Annotated in this window: 16 protein-coding genes; 9 read left to right on the forward strand and 7 right to left on the reverse strand. The window is 67.4% G+C overall.

Annotation, left to right across the window (positions count from 1 at the left end):
• From Q8O26_RS06220 to Q8O26_RS06240, 5 genes are all read left to right on the forward strand, one after another.
• A complete protein-coding gene (locus tag Q8O26_RS06220) occupies positions 1–993 on the forward strand; it encodes an NAD(P)H-dependent glycerol-3-phosphate dehydrogenase (protein WP_305574543.1) in 993 nt (330 codons plus the stop codon).
• Positions 994–1,030: 37 nt separating this feature from the next.
• Positions 1,031–1,321, forward strand: coding sequence for a hypothetical protein (locus Q8O26_RS06225; protein WP_305574545.1), 291 nt, complete (start codon positions 1,031–1,033; stop codon positions 1,319–1,321).
• Positions 1,322–1,744 (forward strand): EVE domain-containing protein, encoded by a 423-nt coding sequence (locus tag Q8O26_RS06230; RefSeq protein ID WP_305574547.1) that lies wholly within the window; start codon positions 1,322–1,324, stop codon positions 1,742–1,744.
• 24 nt (positions 1,745–1,768) lie between these two features.
• Positions 1,769–2,386, forward strand: a complete 618-nt coding sequence (locus Q8O26_RS06235) for a trans-aconitate 2-methyltransferase (protein WP_305574549.1) — start codon at positions 1,769–1,771, stop codon at positions 2,384–2,386.
• 117 nt (positions 2,387–2,503) lie between these two features.
• The gene (locus Q8O26_RS06240) at positions 2,504–3,715 is read left to right on the forward strand and encodes a CaiB/BaiF CoA-transferase family protein (protein WP_305574551.1); all 1,212 of its coding nucleotides are present in this window, start codon (positions 2,504–2,506) and stop codon (positions 3,713–3,715) included.
• Positions 3,716–3,743: 28 nt separating this feature from the next.
• On the opposite strand, the gene Q8O26_RS06245 is transcribed toward Q8O26_RS06240, so the two are convergent.
• On the reverse strand, positions 3,744–4,463 hold the full coding sequence (locus tag Q8O26_RS06245) for a protein phosphatase CheZ (protein WP_305574553.1): 720 nt from the start codon (positions 4,461–4,463) through the stop codon (positions 3,744–3,746).
• Between the two features lie 353 nt (positions 4,464–4,816).
• Here Q8O26_RS06245 and Q8O26_RS06250 point away from each other — a divergent pair, with 353 nt between their 5' ends.
• Complete coding sequence (locus Q8O26_RS06250) at positions 4,817–5,590, forward strand: L,D-transpeptidase (RefSeq protein ID WP_305574555.1); 774 nt, start codon at positions 4,817–4,819, stop codon at positions 5,588–5,590.
• Positions 5,591–5,730: 140 nt separating this feature from the next.
• On the opposite strand, the gene mbfA is transcribed toward Q8O26_RS06250, so the two are convergent.
• Positions 5,731–6,723 carry an iron exporter MbfA gene (gene mbfA, locus Q8O26_RS06255; protein WP_305574557.1) on the reverse strand — a complete coding sequence of 331 codons (993 nt, stop codon included), beginning with the start codon at positions 6,721–6,723 and terminating at the stop codon, positions 5,731–5,733.
• Between the two features lie 210 nt (positions 6,724–6,933).
• Here mbfA and Q8O26_RS06260 point away from each other — a divergent pair, with 210 nt between their 5' ends.
• On the forward strand, positions 6,934–8,310 hold the full coding sequence (locus Q8O26_RS06260; RefSeq protein WP_305574559.1) for an aspartate aminotransferase family protein: 1,377 nt from the start codon (positions 6,934–6,936) through the stop codon (positions 8,308–8,310).
• A 108-nt stretch (positions 8,311–8,418) separates the two neighbouring features.
• Here the strand turns inward: Q8O26_RS06260 and Q8O26_RS06265 are convergent, their stop codons facing one another.
• Both Q8O26_RS06265 and Q8O26_RS06270 read right to left on the reverse strand, forming a co-directional pair.
• Positions 8,419–9,453, reverse strand: coding sequence for an L-idonate 5-dehydrogenase (locus tag Q8O26_RS06265; RefSeq protein ID WP_305574561.1), 1,035 nt, complete (start codon positions 9,451–9,453; stop codon positions 8,419–8,421).
• A 127-nt stretch (positions 9,454–9,580) separates the two neighbouring features.
• On the reverse strand, positions 9,581–10,381 hold the full coding sequence (locus tag Q8O26_RS06270) for a hypothetical protein (RefSeq protein ID WP_305574563.1): 801 nt from the start codon (positions 10,379–10,381) through the stop codon (positions 9,581–9,583).
• Positions 10,382–10,782: 401 nt separating this feature from the next.
• Between Q8O26_RS06270 and Q8O26_RS06275 the strand changes: the two genes are divergently transcribed.
• Both Q8O26_RS06275 and Q8O26_RS06280 read left to right on the forward strand, forming a co-directional pair.
• Positions 10,783–11,913 carry an S-(hydroxymethyl)glutathione dehydrogenase/class III alcohol dehydrogenase gene (locus tag Q8O26_RS06275; RefSeq protein ID WP_305574564.1) on the forward strand — a complete coding sequence of 377 codons (1,131 nt, stop codon included), beginning with the start codon at positions 10,783–10,785 and terminating at the stop codon, positions 11,911–11,913.
• A gap of 93 nt (positions 11,914–12,006) precedes the next feature.
• Entirely contained in the window at positions 12,007–12,777 is a 771-nt protein-coding gene (locus Q8O26_RS06280; RefSeq protein ID WP_305574566.1) for a hypothetical protein, read from the forward strand.
• Between the two features lie 62 nt (positions 12,778–12,839).
• On the opposite strand, the gene Q8O26_RS06285 is transcribed toward Q8O26_RS06280, so the two are convergent.
• From Q8O26_RS06285 to Q8O26_RS06295, 3 genes are all read right to left on the reverse strand, one after another.
• Positions 12,840–13,901 (reverse strand): DUF808 domain-containing protein, encoded by a 1,062-nt coding sequence (locus Q8O26_RS06285; RefSeq protein ID WP_305574567.1) that lies wholly within the window; start codon positions 13,899–13,901, stop codon positions 12,840–12,842.
• A gap of 85 nt (positions 13,902–13,986) precedes the next feature.
• The gene (locus tag Q8O26_RS06290) at positions 13,987–15,717 is read right to left on the reverse strand and encodes a thiamine pyrophosphate-binding protein (RefSeq protein WP_305574569.1); all 1,731 of its coding nucleotides are present in this window, start codon (positions 15,715–15,717) and stop codon (positions 13,987–13,989) included.
• 242 nt (positions 15,718–15,959) lie between these two features.
• Positions 15,960–16,787, reverse strand: coding sequence for a polysaccharide deacetylase (locus Q8O26_RS06295; RefSeq protein ID WP_305574570.1), 828 nt, complete (start codon positions 16,785–16,787; stop codon positions 15,960–15,962).
• Positions 16,788–16,811: the final 24 nt, after the last annotated feature.

Below are 16,811 nucleotides of genomic sequence, written 5' to 3' on the forward strand. Positions count from 1 at the left end.
ATGACTGACAGGACGCGGGTGGCGGTACTCGGCGCCGGGGCCTTCGGAACGGCGCTGGCCAATGTGGCGGCGCGGGCCGGCTGCCGGGTCTCGCTCTGGGCCCGCGAAGCGGCGACCGTGGCCGAGATCAACGGCCGCCGCACCAATCTCTCCCGGTTGCCCGGCGCGCAGATCCACGACCAGGTGACCGCGACGGCCTCTCTGGAGCAAGCGCTGGCCGCCGATATCGTGCTGGTGGTCGTCCCGGCCCAGGCGCTGCGACAGGTTCTCGCAGCCTGCGCGCCGCATGTCCTGCCCGGCACGCCGCTGGTCGTCTGCGCCAAGGGCATCGAGCGCTCCACCGGGCGCTTCCTGTCGGACGTCGTCGGGGAGGTTGCCCCGGTCGGCCTGCCCGCCGTGCTGTCGGGACCGAGTTTTGCCGCCGACATCGACCGCGGCCTGCCGACGGCCGTGACGGTCGCAGCCGCCGAGGAGACGGTGGCACGCCGCCTCGCCGCCGCGCTCGGTTCGCCGGCCTTCCGCCTCTATCACTCCACCGATGTGCGCGGCGTCGAGATCGGCGGCGCGACGAAGAATGTCCTCGCCATCGCCGCCGGCATCGTCGCCGGACGCCGTCTCGGCGCCAGCGCGACGGCGGCGATCACCGCCCGGGGCTTTGCCGAAATGACGCGGTTCGGTACGCATTTCGGCGCCAAGGCCCAGACGATGATGGGCCTTTCCGGCCTCGGCGACCTGATCCTCAGCTGTGCCAGCGTCCAGTCGCGCAACTTCGCCCTCGGCCATGCGCTGGGGGAGGGCAAGGGGCTCGATCTCCTTTCCGGCAAGGGGGCGCTTGCGGAAGGCGCGCTCACCGCAGAGATATTGGTGGAGAAGGCCCGCGAGGCCGGCATCGACATGCCGATCGCCGAAGCCGTCGATGCCGTGCTCGGCGGGATCATCGACGTCGACGAGGCGATCGTGCAGCTGATGGCGCGTCCGCAGCGGGCCGAATGAACGTCCTGGTGACCAACGAGAGGCGATGGAGCAGCCGATGACCAATTTCTTCGACAAGCTGGCCCGTGGGGTCGAGGCCGCCACCAAGGCCATGGGCTCCGACCTGGTGGCCGAGACCCACCCCTTCGACCTCACCCATTCGGTGGTCTTCCCCGTCGCCAAGCTGATGAAGCGGCGCACCGGCGGCGAGCCGATCGTCGTGATCGAGCTCTCCGACGGCAAGACGACCATGACCCTCGCTGAATTCGACCGGTTTGTCACCGAGCTCGACGCCTTCCGCAAGCTCATCCCCACCGCCTCCGCCGCGCCGAAGATCGAGGGGGAGTGAATGGCGCACTGGCTCTACAAGTCCGAGCCCTTCAAATGGTCGTGGGACCAGCAGGTCGCGGCGGCCGCCGAGGGAACCTTCTGGGACGGCGTGCGCAACCATGCCGCCAAGCTCAACCTGATGCGCATGAAGGTCGGTGACCGCGGCTTCTTCTACCATTCCAACGAGGGCAAGGAGATCGTCGGCGTCGTCGAGGTGATCCGCGAGGCCTATCCGGACCCGACCGCAGAGGCGGGCGAACCCTGGGTGGTCGTCGACATCAAGGCGGTGAAACCGCTGCAGGTTCCGGTGAGCCTCGAAGCGGTGAAACATGCGCCCGACCTCGCCGAGATGGCGCTCCTCAGGCTGTCGCGCCTCTCGGTCCAGCCGGTGACGGATAGGGAATGGTCGATCGTCTGCGCGATGGGCGGGATCGAGCCCTGAAGCTCCGAAATGGGGAACGCCGCCATGGACGGGGACCGCAGCGGCCACTGGGAGGCCGTTTATTCGACCAAGCGCGAGTCTGACGTCAGCTGGTTCCAGCAGGATCCGGCCACGTCGCTCGCCTTGATGGCATCGGCCGGCGCGACAGCGGCCTCGTCGGTCATCGACATCGGCGGCGGTGCCTCGCGGTTGGTCGATGCGCTGCTGGCGCGGGGCTATGACGACGTGACGGTTCTCGACCTCTCGGCCGCCGCCCTGGCGACCGTGCGCCGCCGCCTCGGACCGGACGGTGACAGTTTCCAAGGGATCGTGGCGGATATAACGACCTGGCGGCCGCGCCGTCGCTACGATGTCTGGCACGACCGCGCGGCCTTTCATTTCCTGACCGATGCCGCGGAACGGGCCGCCTATGTCGCGGCGCTGAGGGCGGCGCTACCGCCGGACGGCCACGCCGTCATCGCCACCTTCGCTCTCGACGGGCCGGAGCGCTGCAGCGGCCTCCCGGTCACGCGCTATGACGGCGAGAGCCTCGCCGCGGTCCTTGGGGATGATTTCGAGCGATTGGAAACGGTGGCTCACAGCCATGTCACACCCTGGGGCGCGCCGCAGTCGTTCCAGTTCAGTCTGTTCCGCCGCGTCTGAGGCCTGCTGCCGACGCCGTTCACCGCGTCCGCCGCACCGGCTTCGCAAGACAGGCCTTGCCAGCTATCATGTGCGAAACGCCGTTTCGTTGAAGGCTTTTTCCTGAAGGCTTTGTCCATGCCCCAATCCCCCGCGCCGCGCGGACCGCTCGCCGGCATCCGTATCCTCGATCTCACGTCGGTGATCCTCGGCCCTTACGCGACCATGCTGCTCGGCGACATGGGTGCCGAGATCATCAAGGTCGAGAGCCCCGGCGAGGGCGGCGGCGACATCATGCGCTGGCCGGGCTCCGGGCCGGAGGAGGCAGGCCCCGGCATGGGCCCGCTCTTCATGATGTACAACAAGAACAAGAAGTCGGTGGCGCTCGACCTGAAGCGCCGCGAGGATCAGGAGGCCTGCATCGCGCTGGCGAGGACCTGCGACGTCGTCTGTTCCAACATGCGGATGGACACCGCCGCCCGCCTGACCATGGACTACGACAGCCTCAGGGCGCACATGCCCAACATGATCTACATCCATGCTGCGGGTTTCGGCGCGGAGGGGCCCTATGCCGGCCGGCCGGCCTATGACGACCTTATCCAGGGCATTTCAGGCGGGGCCGACATTCTCCCCCGCGTCGACGGCAATCCGGCGCCGCGTTACCTGCCGACGCTGGCCGCCGACAAGACGGTCGGGTTGTTCATGGTGCAGGCGGTGCTGGCCGCCCTGTTCCACAAGCAACGGACCGGCGAAGGGCAGTTCGTCGAGGTGCCGATGTTCGAGTGCTACACGCATTACGTCATGCACGAGAACCTCTACGGCCATGTCTACGACCCGCCGCCGCCGGGAACCGGGTTCGGCTACGGGCGCATCCACAATCCCGACCGGCGGCCCTACAAGTCGCAGGATGGCTGGATCGGCATCTTGCCCTACACCGACCGCAACTGGACCGATTTCTTCGTCCTGGCGGGCCGGCCCGAACTGAACGCCGACCCGAAATTCTCGACCTACCGGGCGCGGATGGTGAACATCAAGGAGCTCTATTCCATGATGGATGCCATGGTCTCGACGCGGACCAATGCCGACTGGGCCAAGGTCCTGACCGAGAAGGCGATCCCCTTCGCGCCCATCAACCGGTTCGGTGATCTGATGGAGGACCCGCATCTGAAGGCGGTGGGCTTCTTCCGCAAGCACGCCCATCCGGACGGCTACACCTGGGTCGACATGAAGCACCCGGTGAACTACGCGGCGACCCCGGCCTCGACGCGGATGGCGCCGCCCAAGCTCGGGCAGGATACGGCCGATGTGCTGCGCGAGGCGGGTGTGGCGCTGCCGAAGGCGGCGGAATAGGCGCCGGAGCTCCGGCGCCCCGTCGGGCTCAGTTGAAGAGCGCGTCGATATCGTCCTGGCTGGCGTGGCCGGCATCCTCGGAGAGCTTGGGACCATTGAGCAGGGCGGCGTCGCCGGTCGCCTCGCTGATGCCCTCCACCGCGATGTCCTTGAAGCTGTCGAGACCGCCCCAGATCTCCATCATCCGCATGATCCGGTCCTCGATGAACTTCAGCGTATTGACCACCTTGGTGATGCGCTGTCCTGTGAGGTCCTGGAAGTTGCAGTGCTCGAAGACGGTGATGATCTTCTGCTGGATGTCGTCGATCGCCGCCTGATCCTGCGTGCTCTTGAGCTTGGCTGCGAGCTGGCTGGCGATCTGGTCGATGCCCTCGGCGGCGGTGAGGATGCCCTCGGTCGCCTCCTGCGTGCCGGTGACGATGGCGTCGAGCTCATGCGTCACGCGCGTCATCTGCTTGCCCTTGAAGCCGGTGACATGCAGCGTCGCGATCTCGTGCTTGGTCTGGTCGATGGCCTGCCAGATCTGGTCGAGCTCGGCCTTCAGTTTCATCGCCTCCTGCATCTCCGCCCGGTAGGCGTCGATCATCTGCTTCGAGACCTCCTCCGGCGGACGGATCAGTGCGCGCAGCTGCTTGATCTCGGAGAGGATCTCCTGATGGCTGCCGCTGGCGGACGCTCCCTTGGAATGCGGTGAAGTCTCCGGCTGGGAGATCACTTCGATGCGAAAGGCTCTTTTCTGGGCGCGCATGGACGATCCGGGCAAGACGTAGCCTCCGGCCGAAAGCGACCGGTTTGCATAAAAGTACCGGCAGGGAGTTAAGAGGCGGTTCCGCCGCATTCACCCAAAAAATCAAGGTACGCTGCAAAAAAAATTAGGGTTAATCATATCTTTCTCCAGCGATTGAGTGGTCCTGGCCAGTATCCAGCGCTTGTTTACGTGGGCTTAACCGTAATGAAACGCGATGGCTGTTGACGCTTCGAAAAGGATGTTTCCGGCCGCGGCGTTTACCATTCACTGGCGGCTTTGGGCGCTTTTCTGAAGCCTCCTGAGACGATCGGCTGTTCCACCCCTCGCCCTGTGTTGTGTATCAGAGTTCGGCGATGCCCCTTTCCCGTCTGACGGCCGCCGTCGCGGCCCTTTGCCTCTTCGGCACGACCTTCCAGGCCTCCGCGCAGATCGCGGGGGCCCGCCGCGACCTCGGCGGCGGCTTCATCGAGTTCCTCTACAACGGCGGCCAGCCGGCCGGGCCGATCGCCGGCGCCCACCGCGCCGGGGTGCAGCATCGCGCTGCCCCGACCTCGCCTGCCCATCTCAGGGCCTCCCACACGGTCGCTCCCGATCTCGAGCCGGTGCGCCCGCTCGTGCCGCGGTCGGCAGAGTCGAGGTTGCAGCGCGAGGCGGCGCCACGTTCTGCCCCAGCCCGGGGCATCGACCCGCGTTTCCTGCCGCAGCAGGTGACATTCCAGAGCAGCCATCGCCCCGGCACGATCGTCATCAACACCGCCGAGCGGCACCTCTATCTCGTCCAGGCCGGCGGCACCGCCATGCGTTACGGCATCGGCATCGGGCGCCCCGGTTTCGGCTGGAGCGGCACCAAGACCGTCACCCGCAAGGCCGAGTGGCCGGACTGGCGACCGCCGGCACAGATGCTGCGCCGCCGCCCGGATCTGCCGCGTTTCATGGCCGGTGGGCCCGCCAACCCGCTCGGCGCCCGGGCCCTCTATCTTGGCTCGTCGCTCTACCGCATCCACGGCTCGAACGAGCCCTGGACCATCGGTCAGGCGGTCTCCTCCGGCTGTTTCCGCATGCGCAACGAGGACGTCATCGACCTCTACAACCGCGTGCGCGTCGGAACCCGGGTGGTGGTGATGTGAGCTTCGCCGCCGGGCCTTCGGGCCCTGCGGCTGTCCTTGCGGCGGGAAAGCGTAACAGCGCCCCGCCGCGGCGCTCGACATGAGCGGACAGGAGGGGCCGCTCCGTCTCAGGACGGGGCGGCCTTTCTGCTGTGCGGGCGTCAGGCGCCGCCGATGAGGATGCCGGCGGCCAGAACCAGGGCGCCGCCGAGCACGATCTGGAAGGTTGCCCGGAGGAAGGGCGTCTCCATGTAGCGGTTCTGGATCCAGACGATGGCCCAGAGCTCGACGAAGACCACAGCGAAGGCGATGGCGGTCGCCGTCCAGAAATCGGGGATGAGATAGGGCAGGGCGTGGCCGAGCCCGCCGATCGTCGTCATCACGCCCGAGGCGATGCCACGCTTCAACGGCGAGCCGCGCCCCGACACCTTGCCGTCGTCATGGGCCGCTTCGGTGAAACCCATGGAAATGCCGGCGCCGATGGAGGCCGAGAGCCCCACCAGGAAGGTCGTCCAGGGGTTCTGGGTGGCGAAAGCGGTGGCGAAGATCGGCGCCAGCGTCGAGACCGAGCCGTCCATCAGGCCCGCCAGGCCAGGCTGCACCCAGGTCAGCACGAACTGGCGATGGGCGGCGGCATCCTCGGTGGCGCGCCCCTCCTCGGTCAGATGGGTCTCGCCGAGGGCATTGGCCTCGCGCTGATGGGCCGCTTCCGCGGCGGCGAGATCGCCGAGCAGCCTGCGGGTATCGGCATCCGTCGTCCGCGCCGCTGCCGCGACGTAGAAGGCGTGGGCCTGCCGCTCCATGTCGGCCGCCTCCTCGCGGATGCGGTCGAGGGCGAGGTTCTCCACCAGCCAGACGGGGCTGCGGGCGTAGTAGCCGGACACATGCTCGCGGCGGATCGGTACGATGAAGTCGCCGAAACGGCGCTTATAGGTGTCGACCAGCCGGCGGCGGTGCTCGTCCTCGGTCGCGGCCATGCCCTCGAACACCGCGGCTGAATGCGGGTAGCTCTGGGCGAGCTTGGCGGCATAGGCCCGGTAGATCTGGCCGTCCTCCTCCTCCGAGGAGATGGCGAGTGCCAGGACCTCCTGTTCGCTGAGGTCGTCGAAGCGGCGCTTGCTGCCGAAGCCCGGCAGGGGAAGGCGGCTGAGCATGGCGGGCGCCTTTATTAGAATTATTCTAGAAAAGAACTAATCTCTGCGCCACCGGGGCGCAAGGCCACGTTCGCGCGTCTCCCCTGCGCTCGGCAAAGGCTGCCCGCTCGGGCGTCAACCGCATTCCTCCCCTTCGCTGCGCCGGCTTGCTCCCTGTCCGCTGCTTGGTATGCTCATTCGAGATCAGGGCCCTTTCGGAGATTTTTTTCCATGTCCAAGACGAGCGCGCTGCGTGTGGTGGGCGACGACGCCACCAACACCGCCATTCCGAACGACCTCCAGGCCTTCTGGATGCCGTTCACGGCCAACCGCTCGTTCAAGGCCCGCCCGCGCATGATCGCCCGCGCCAAGGGGCTCTATTACTACACGCCCGAGGGCAAGCAGATCCTCGACGGCACGGCGGGGCTGTGGTGCTCCAGCGCCGGCCATTCCCGCGACCCGATCGTCGAGGCGATCCAGAAGCAGGCGGCCGAGCTCGACTTCGCTCCGTCCTTCCAGTTCGGCCACCCCAAGGCCTTTGAACTGGCGAACCGCATCGCAGCGCTGGCGCCGAACGATCTCGACCACGTCTTCTTCTGCAATTCCGGCTCGGAAGCCGCCGACACCGCGCTGAAGATGGCGATCGCCTACTGGCATGCCCGCGGCAAGGCCTCCAAGACCCGCCTGATCGGCCGCGAGCGCGGTTATCACGGCGTCGGCTTCGGCGGCATCACGGTCGGCGGCATCGTCGCCAACCGCAAGGTCTTCGGCTCGCTGCTGGCCGGCGCCGACCACCTTCCGCACACCTACAACCGCGAGAAGCAGGCCTTCTCGAAGGGTGAGCCGGAATGGGGCGCCCATCTCGCCGACGAGCTCGAGCGCATCGTCGCGCTGCATGACGCCTCCACCATCGCCGCCGTCATGGTCGAGCCGATGGCCGGCTCGACCGGCGTGCTGCCGGCGCCGCAGGGCTATCTGAAGCGCCTGCGCGAGCTCTGCGACAAGCACGACATCCTGCTGATCTTCGACGAGGTCATCACCGGTTTTGGCCGCCTCGGTGCGGCTTTCGCCGCCGAGCGCTATGGCGTCACGCCGGACCTGATGACGTTTGCCAAGGGCGTCACCAATGCCGCGGCGCCGATGGGCGGCGTCATCGCCCGCAAGCACGTCCACGACGCCTTCATGACCGGGCCGGAGCATCTCGTCGAGCTGTTCCACGGCTACACCTATTCGGCCCATCCGCTGGCCTGCGCCGCTGGCCTGGCGACGCTCGACCTCTATCGCGACGAGGGTCTGTTCGAGCGCGTCAAGATGCTGGAGCCGATCTGGGCCGACGCCATCTTCGGCAAACTCCAGGGCAAGGCCGGCGTCCTCGACATCCGTCAGGTCGGCCTCACCGCCGCCATTGACATCGAGGGCTGGAAGGACCTGCCCGGCAAGCGCGGTTTCACCGCCATGGACAAGGCCTTCCACGAGGAGGGCATCATGATCCGCATGGCCGGCGACTGCCTCGTCGTCACGCCGCCCTTCATCGTCACCGAGAGCGATATCGGCATGATCGCCGACAAGCTGTCGAACGTCATCGACTCGACGGTCAATCCGTCCTGAGGCGCACCGCGCCCGCAGGCGACAAGGCCCGGCCCAGTGCCGGGCCTTTTGCTTTGGTGCGTCATGCACCGGGGAGAGGTGAAGCAGCGGCGTCGGCAGCGACCCCCTTCACCCGAAAGCGATCTGCACCTTCATCGCCTTCGACCGGTCCGAGGCCAGATGAAACGCCTCGACCGCCCGTTCCATCGGCAGGGTGGCGGTGAGCAGAGGACGCACGTCGATGCGCCGCTCGCCGATCATCGACACGGCGGTGGCGAACTCGTGATGGAAGCGGAACGTGCCGCGGATCTCGAATTCCTTCGCCACGAGCACGGAGATGGGCAGCGTGAAATCGCCGCCCGTGCCGACCTGCACGATCACTGCGCCCGGCTTCAAGGCGGCGAAGGCCCCGGTCAGCGCCTTCATGTTACCGGAGGCTTCGAACAGCACGTCGAAGCTGCCCTTGTCCGTCTCGTAGGGCCGCAAGGCCTCCGGATCGGTGGCGGTGTTCAGCGTCGTGGCGATGCCCATAGCCCCGACGACGGCCAGCGTCGCCTCGGCTACGTCGGTGGCGACGATCTCGGCCGCGCCCGCCGCCCTCGCCGCGAGGATGCAGAGCGCGCCGATCGGTCCGCAGCCGGTGACGAGCACGCGTTTGCCGAGCAGCGGTCCGGCCCGCCGCGCCGCGTGGAGACAGACCGCCAGCGGCTCACAGAACGCGGCTTCCCCCAGGCTGACACCGTCGGCCACCTTGTGGGCCTGCACCGCGTCGCAGACGAGCACCTCGCGGAAGGCCCCCTGTATATGCGGAAAAGGCATGGCCGAGCCATAGAAGCGCATGTGGAGGCAATGGTTGGGCATGCCGTCGAGACAGTAGCGGCACTGGCCGCAGGGCCTGGACGGGCTCACCGCCACCCGGTCACCGGGGACGAGCGATGCGACGTCGGCACCGACCTGCTCGACCGTTCCGGCGATCTCGTGGCCGAGGATCATCGGTTCCCTCAGCCTGACGGCGCCGAAGCCGCCGTTGTGGAAATAGTGCAGGTCCGAGCCGCAGATGCCTCCCGCCCCGATCCTGACCGCGACCTCTCGCGGCGCGAGCGGCGCGAGCGCGCGCTCCTCCAGCCGGAGGTCGTGGGGAGCGTGGATGACGAGCGCCTTCATGGGATCCTCCGGGTCGCCCGATCTTGGACCGCCCTCCCTTCGGACAGCGGCGGCAGGCCTCACCACAGCCTAGCAGGCCGGCGTGCCCGTGGAAGGCCCGGGTACTGCGTCGCAGACCAGCCGCGTCTCAGAACAGCCGTGGCAGGGGGCGGCCGGCGAGCGCCTGCTGGTAGCTGGCCAGGACGATGCCGGTCCAGCCGATGGCCGCGATCCAGACCGCCGCCATGGCGGCCGCCGGCGGCAGGCTGCGGGCGGCGACCAGGCCGAAGAGAGGCAGCGCCTGGATCATGTGGGTGGCGAGGAAATGCGAGACGCGCAGGTCTCCGACCATCAGCGACCAGCCGGTGAAGGCCATCCGTGCGCCGCCGGGCGGGTGGACGCCGACATGCGGGCTGAGACGGCTGCCGATGGTGAAGGCGGTGACGAGCGTCAGCACCGCCCCGCCGACGAGCCCGAGCAGGAGGGCGAGCCGCAGGGCCGGGGCGATCCTGGCATCCGCGTCGGCATAGGCGACGATGCCCACCACCGCGGCGCTGAGCGTGATGACGACGGCGCCGGACGCCATGGCGGTGTACATCGCGCGGGTGAAGGGCGTCGCGAGGTTGAAATGCGAAGCCTGCTGCCGTGCCGCCTGGATGATGATGTAGATCATCTCGCCGAGCGAGGCGAAGGCGCAGGCGGCGGCGACAACGGCCAGCAGCGTTCCCGTCCGCCAGCCCTCGCCGAGCAGCGCGACGACGAGCGCCAGCGTCGCCATGTGGACGGCGAGGGAAATGGCGAACTTCATCGGCTTTGCCCAGACACTGACCTCGTTGATCAGTCGCTTGTCGATGGTCCAGAACACCAGGGCGAGCGCCAGCATGAGGACCATGACCAGCGTGGCAGTCCAGAAGATGGCCTCGGCAAGGCCCAGGCGGCCGGCGGTCATGGCAGATCCTTCAGCAAGAACGCGGCGGTCATCGCCGCGTGGAGGCGCCCGTCGCACGGGGCTTCGAGGGGGCGCGGACGAAACCGACGCGACGACATCGGCGCTTTCCCCTGGAGCGTCACCAGAGAGTTCCTCAGGACCATAATCCCCGGCCCGCGGCCGGCAAGTCGGCCCGGGTGCCATAGGAAGCGGGACGGCCGAGACGTGTCTGCGATAGCGGCTGACCTGAGGCGGACATCAGGGAAATCCCGGCGCGAGTGAGCGATGGCGGTGCCTATCAAGGCGCGTTGACACTGTCAACATCGAGGCATTTCCGTGATTGCGAGGCGTGACGCGGCGTGGTTCATTCCGCGCCGTCACATCAGCGGCCGCGCGCCGCCACCGATCGTCCGGAGCCTTTCATGAAATCGCGTGCCGCCGTCGCCTGGGAAGCCAACAAGCCCCTCACCATCGAGACCATCGACATCGAAGGACCGAAGGCAGGTGAAGTGCTCGTCGAGATCATGGCGACCGGCGTCTGCCATACCGACGCCTACACCCTGTCCGGCCTCGATTCGGAGGGCAAATTCCCGGCGATCCTCGGCCATGAGGGTGCGGGCATCGTCCGCGAAATCGGCGCCGGCGTCACTTCGGTGAAGGTCGGCGACCACGTCATCCCGCTTTACACGCCGGAATGCCGCGCCTGCAAAACCTGCCTGTCGCAGCGTTCGAACCTGTGCACCGCCATCCGCGGCACCCAGGGCCAGGGCCTGATGCCGGACGCCACCTCGCGCTTCTCCTGCGAGCCGGTCGGCGGCCGTGGTCGCAACGAGGTGTTCCACTACATGGGCTGCTCGACCTTCTCGAACTTCACGGTCCTGCCCGAGATCGCTCTCGCCAAGGTCCGTGAGGACGCCCCCTTCGACAAGATCTGCTACATCGGCTGCGGCGTCACCACCGGCATCGGGGCGGTGATCTACACGGCCAAGGTCTGGCCGGGCGCCAATGTCGTCGTCTTCGGCCTCGGCGGCATCGGCCTCAACGTCATCCAGGGCGCCCGCATGGTCGGCGCCGACAAGATCATCGGCGTCGATCTCAACCCGGCCAAGGTCGAGATGGCGAAGAAGTTCGGCATGACCCATTTCGTCAATCCGGACGAGGTCGGCCGCGACAAGGTCGTCCAGGCCATCGTCGACCTGACCGGCGGTGGCGCCGACTTCTCCTTCGAGTGCATCGGCAACATCCACACGATGCGCCAGGCGCTGGAATGCTGCCATCGCGGCTGGGGCGAGAGCATCATCATCGGCGTGGCACCCTCGGGCACCGAGATCACCACCCGTCCGTTCCAGCTGGTCACCGGCCGTGTCTGGAAGGGCTCGGCCTTCGGCGGCGCCCGGGGCCGCACCGACGTGCCGAAGATCGTCGACTGGTACATGGACGGGAAGATCGACATCGACAGCCTGATCACCCACATCATGCCGCTCGACGAGATCAACACCGCCTTCGACCTGATGCACGAGGGCAAGTCGATCCGCTCCGTCGTGACGTTCTGACGCGCGGTTCCGGCCTGTCACAATGACATGACCGGCCTGTCGACACTCTGCAACATTCTGCCTTCACCGTGAGTTCATCGGGGTGATGCTGCCATGACGACGGGTGGCGATCCTTCATGGCCATGGCTGGAGCAGAATACGATGGACGACCGCGACTATATCAAGCTGAAGCCTGCACTGATGGGCTTCCGCTACGTAGGGACCGTGCCGGATGAAGCACGCCCCTTGCTGAGGCGCGCCTATGACGATCTCAAGCGCACGATGGGCGACGCCTGGGACGAGCAGATCGCTGCCAAGGAGATCTGCTGGATGAACATCTGGCAGGACGACGAGGAGGGCGACGCGATGGAGCTCTCCGACAAGACGCTGGCCGCCGAATTCCATGCCTGGTGCGCGACGGCTTCGGGTCAGTTTGCCGAGCAGGGCGCCATCATGGACGGGTACGGTTTCGTGGTGAACCCGATCGGCTCCAAGCCGCAGGTCTGGCACGTCGACTACACCACCGATGCTGCGGCGATCTGGATTCCGCTCACCCAGTTCACCGACAAGAACGCCACCCAGTTCATCACCCTGCCGGAGGGAACGCCCGACGAGGCCCTGGAGAAGGTCGCCTCCCATGTCGACGAGGTCGATGTGGAGGCCCTCGCCCGCAGCGTCGACCATTTTCAGGTCCACCAGATCGTCGCCAAGCCCATGTCGGTGCTCTACATGGGCCGCGGCACCATTCACCGCGGCATTTCCAACAGCGGCGAGGAGAACCGCATCTCCTTCTACATCTCGCTGCACTTCATCCGCGATTATTCGGTCTATCCCTATGCTGCCGACGAGCGCTCCGAGCAGGCCGTGGTGAACTTCAACGACTGACGCGTGCGGGGGCGGCTCAGCCGCCCCCGCAGCATCCGGAGTTGACAGCGACAGCGCCTCTATCAGTGGCCCTTGGCGGCGGCGCCCCGGTGCAGCAGCGGCTCGACGCCATAGTGCATGGCGAGGAACACGGCACCGCCCAGCGCCAGGCCGACCGCTCCCGAGGCGAGGGCGGTCGCCAGCCATTCGACAGCGGTCTTGATCGCCGGAACCAGGGCGGCGATCGCGACGGCGGCGGCGTGGATCGCATGCTCGATCCCGGTCAGGCCGTAGCCGGCGAGGCCGTGGATGACGATGCCGCCGCCGACCCAGAGCATGGCGAGGGTGCCGACGAGGCTGAGGGTCTTCAGGAAATAGGGCATGCCGAAGACGAGGCCCCGCCCGACGGGCTGGGTCAGCCGGCTGACGGCACGGTCGACGGCGGCGGGTTCACGCGGTTCCAGCTCCGTCGGTCGGCCGCGCAATACGTGCCCCAGACCGGTGATCGGCCTGCTGCTCTGTGCGAGGGCGAGACCGACATCATCCCCCTTCACGATCAGGGCCACCGCACCATAGACCAGGACCGTGATGCCGATCCCGACAACGGCGAGGATCAGGGCCTGCGTCCAGAAGCTCGGTGACGTGATCGTCGACAGGGCAATCGCCATGATTTCGGCGGAGAGGATGAAGTCGGTGCGGATGGCACCGGCGACACGCTGGTCCTCCAGCGCCGCTGCTTCGTCGGGGGCGGCGGCTACAGGGTCGGGCGCCGGTGCGTCGTCGTCATGGGGCACGACCATTTCGAGTACCTTCTCGAACCCCTCGTAGCAGAGATAGGCGCCGCCGATCATCAGCAGCGGCGTGATCGCCCAGGGAGCGAGGGCGCTCAGCAGCAGGGCGCCCGGCAGCAGAAAGAGCATCTTGTTCTTGAGCGACCCCCAGGCGATCTTCGCCACAATGGGCAATTCGCGCGATGCGGCGAAGCCGACGGCATAGCGTGGGGTTACTGCCGCATCGTCGATGATGATTCCGGCCGCCTTGGCTCCCGCCTTGGTCGCCTGGGCCGCGACGTCGTCAAGGGTGACCGCCGCCACCTTGGCGAGGGCGGCGATGTCGTCGAGGAGTGCGATCAGGCCTAGGCTCACGGGAACCCTCCATTCGTGCCACGATCGGATAGCGGGGCATCGCTGCCGCAAGATGACAAGCGCCAATTGATGGAGGCCTTGCTCGTCAGGCCGGACGGTCGCCCTTCTTCAGCTTGGCGGCGGCGCGGTTGTCGACGCCCGGCAGCATCTTGGCGGGATCGCGGGTGACGACGACGTCGACCACCGACGGCCCTTTCGTCGCCAGCGCCTCTTGGAGCGCGGCCCTGAGGGTGGAGGGATGTTCGACCCGGATGCCGTGGCACCCCAGCGCCTTCGCCGCATCGGCGTAGTTGGTCTCGGCGAGGTCCGAGGCGTGATAGGCGCCGGGGCCGTAGACGAGGTGCTGCAGCGCCTTCACGTAGCCGGATGCGGCATTGTTGACGACGACGATGGTGAGGTCGAGGCCCATGCGGCGGGCGGTCTCGATCTCGCCCAGCATCATGTTGAAACCGCCGTCGCCGGTCAGCCCGATCACCGCCTTGCCCGGCGCGCCCATAGCGCAGCCCATGGCCCCCGGCAGGCCGTAGCCGATGGAGGCGAAGCCGCGGTCCGGGACGAAGCAACGGCCCGGCTTCTTGGTGTCGAACAGCAGGCCGCCCCAATGGGCGGCAAAGCCGCCGTCGGCGACGAGGTAGCCGTCGGCGGGCAGCACGTGATTGATCTCGGTCATCAGGCGACCCATGCTGACGGGCACCTCGTCGGAGGTCAGCTTTTCGTTGACGTCGGCGCGCCAGGCCGCCATCCGCTTCGGCACGTCGGCCGCATAGGCGGACTGCCGGGCGCGGATCGCCTCCGCCTTCGGAGCGAGGGCGGTCGCGAGGTCCTCGATGCCGAGTTTCGCGTCGCCCCAGAGCGTCACTTCGGGCTGCACGGTGCGGCCGAACTCCTCGGCGACGATGTCGAGATGGATGATGCGCTTGCCGCGCGGCGGCACGGTGAAGCGCTTGGTGGCGATCTCGCCGAGCTTGCAGCCGATGACGAGAATGAGGTCGCTCTCCTCGATCAGCGTGTTGGCGATCCGGTCGTAGCGACCGAAGAGGCCTGCCGAGAGCGGGCTTGTGCAGGCAATGGCGCCCTTGCCGGTCATCGTGTGGGCGACGGGGATCGCGAAGGTCTCGGCGAAGCGCTGCAGCGTGTCGGCCGCGCCGGACAGGTGCACGCCGCCGCCGGCGAGCACGATCGGACGGCTTGCGCCGGCGAGGAGGTCGGCGGCCTTCGCCAGGGCCGCGCCGTCGGGGCGGCAGCGCAGGGCCGGTGCGCCGCCATGGGCGGGATCGACCTTGAAGTCGTCGTCGGAGAAACCGTAGCTGCCGTGGCAGATATCCTCCGGCACGTCGACGATGACGGGGCCGGGGCGTCCGGTGGTGGCGACGGCGAAAGCGCGACGCATCAGTTCGGGGATGCGATGGATGGCCTCGATCCGGATCACCTCCTTGGCGCAGGGCCTGAGGATGTCGAGCTGGCGGCTCTCCTGGGTCATGTTCTTCCAGGAATGGTCGCGGTGGGTGTCACCAACGATGGCGACCATCGGCGTGCCGGCGTTCAGGGCCTCGACCAGGCCGGTGACGAGGTTGGTGGCGCCGGGTCCGAGCGTCGCATCGACGAGGCCGACGCGACCGGTGATCTTGGCATAGGCGTCGGCGGCGAAGACACCGGCGCGCTCGTCGTTGATCAGGTGGTGCTTGAGGCCGAGGCGGCGGGCGGCGTCGTAGAAGGGCAGCAGCTGGAAGCCGCCCATGCCGAACATCGGGCCGCCGTCGAAGGCGAGGATCATCCGCGCCAGGGCTTCGCCACCCGTCATTTCATTGTCGCTCATCGACCTGTCTCCACCCGCGGCGTCGGCCGCATCGATCGGGTCGGCGAAGGTCGGAAACCGACGCTGCGCGCCGCGGCGGATTGCGCCTGCGCTCAGGTCCTGCCTTCCGGGCACCCTCCCCGCCCTGTCCCGCGCCGTTGACCGGCGCCTTGCAACTTGGCCGCAACGGTTAGGGAGGCCCCCGGGACCTGTCAACGCAGGCGACGGGCAGGCCAGCAATGTCGCCGGTCCGCCTTTTGGGGTCAGGCCGTCTCGTGGGCCTGCGACCAGGCCTCGGCCACCTCTGCGCCGGTGGCGAACCAGACGCCAGGGAAGGTACGGATGAAGGCGATCAGCTCGCGGATCAGGGCGATGCGGCTCGGGCGTCCGCCGACCTGCGGATGGAAGATCATGTCGAACAGCCCGCCCCACTTGTAGATCTCGCGGAACTCCTCCTTGTAGACGGAGAGCATATGCTCGTTGGTGAAGATCGGCCGCGGCGTCTTGACCGAGAACAGGGCAAAGGGCGCATCGTCCAGCGACCAGTGCCAGGGCAGTTCGATGACGCCCTTGGAGCCGTCCGGCATGACGTGGCGATAGGGGTTGATGTCGTCCATCAGCGAGGAATCGTAGAGGAAATTGTGCTGCTTCAGCAGCTTGAACAGGCCCTCGGAGACCTCTCCGGCCGGTGAGCGGTAGCCCTTCGGCACGACGCCGACCGTGCGCTTGAGCGCCTCGAGACCCTTCTCCATCTCCTCGACCTCGGCCTGCGGATCGTCGCTCACCCATTTGTGGGAATAGGAGTGATGGGCGACCTCGTGGCCGTCCTTGAGGATCATCTCGACGCGGTCGGTATGGTTCTCCGCCGTCCAGCCGGGGACGAAGAAGGTCGACTTTATGCCCTCGTCGCGCAGCGTGTCGAGGATCTTCGGCACGCCGACCTTGGCACCATATCGACCCTGGCTGAGCACGCCGGGGCGACGGACATTGTCCGGGTCGCGCGACGTCCACAGCGTCTCGGCATCGAAGTCGAAGGTCAGCATCACGGCGCAGCGGGCGCCGTTCGGCCATTTGACGCTCATGTCGTGCATCGTCTCGTCTCCCGTGGTCTGGTT

It is taken from the genome of Phreatobacter sp. (genome assembly GCF_030691135.1).
Taxonomy (GTDB): Bacteria; Pseudomonadota; Alphaproteobacteria; order Rhizobiales; family Phreatobacteraceae; genus Phreatobacter.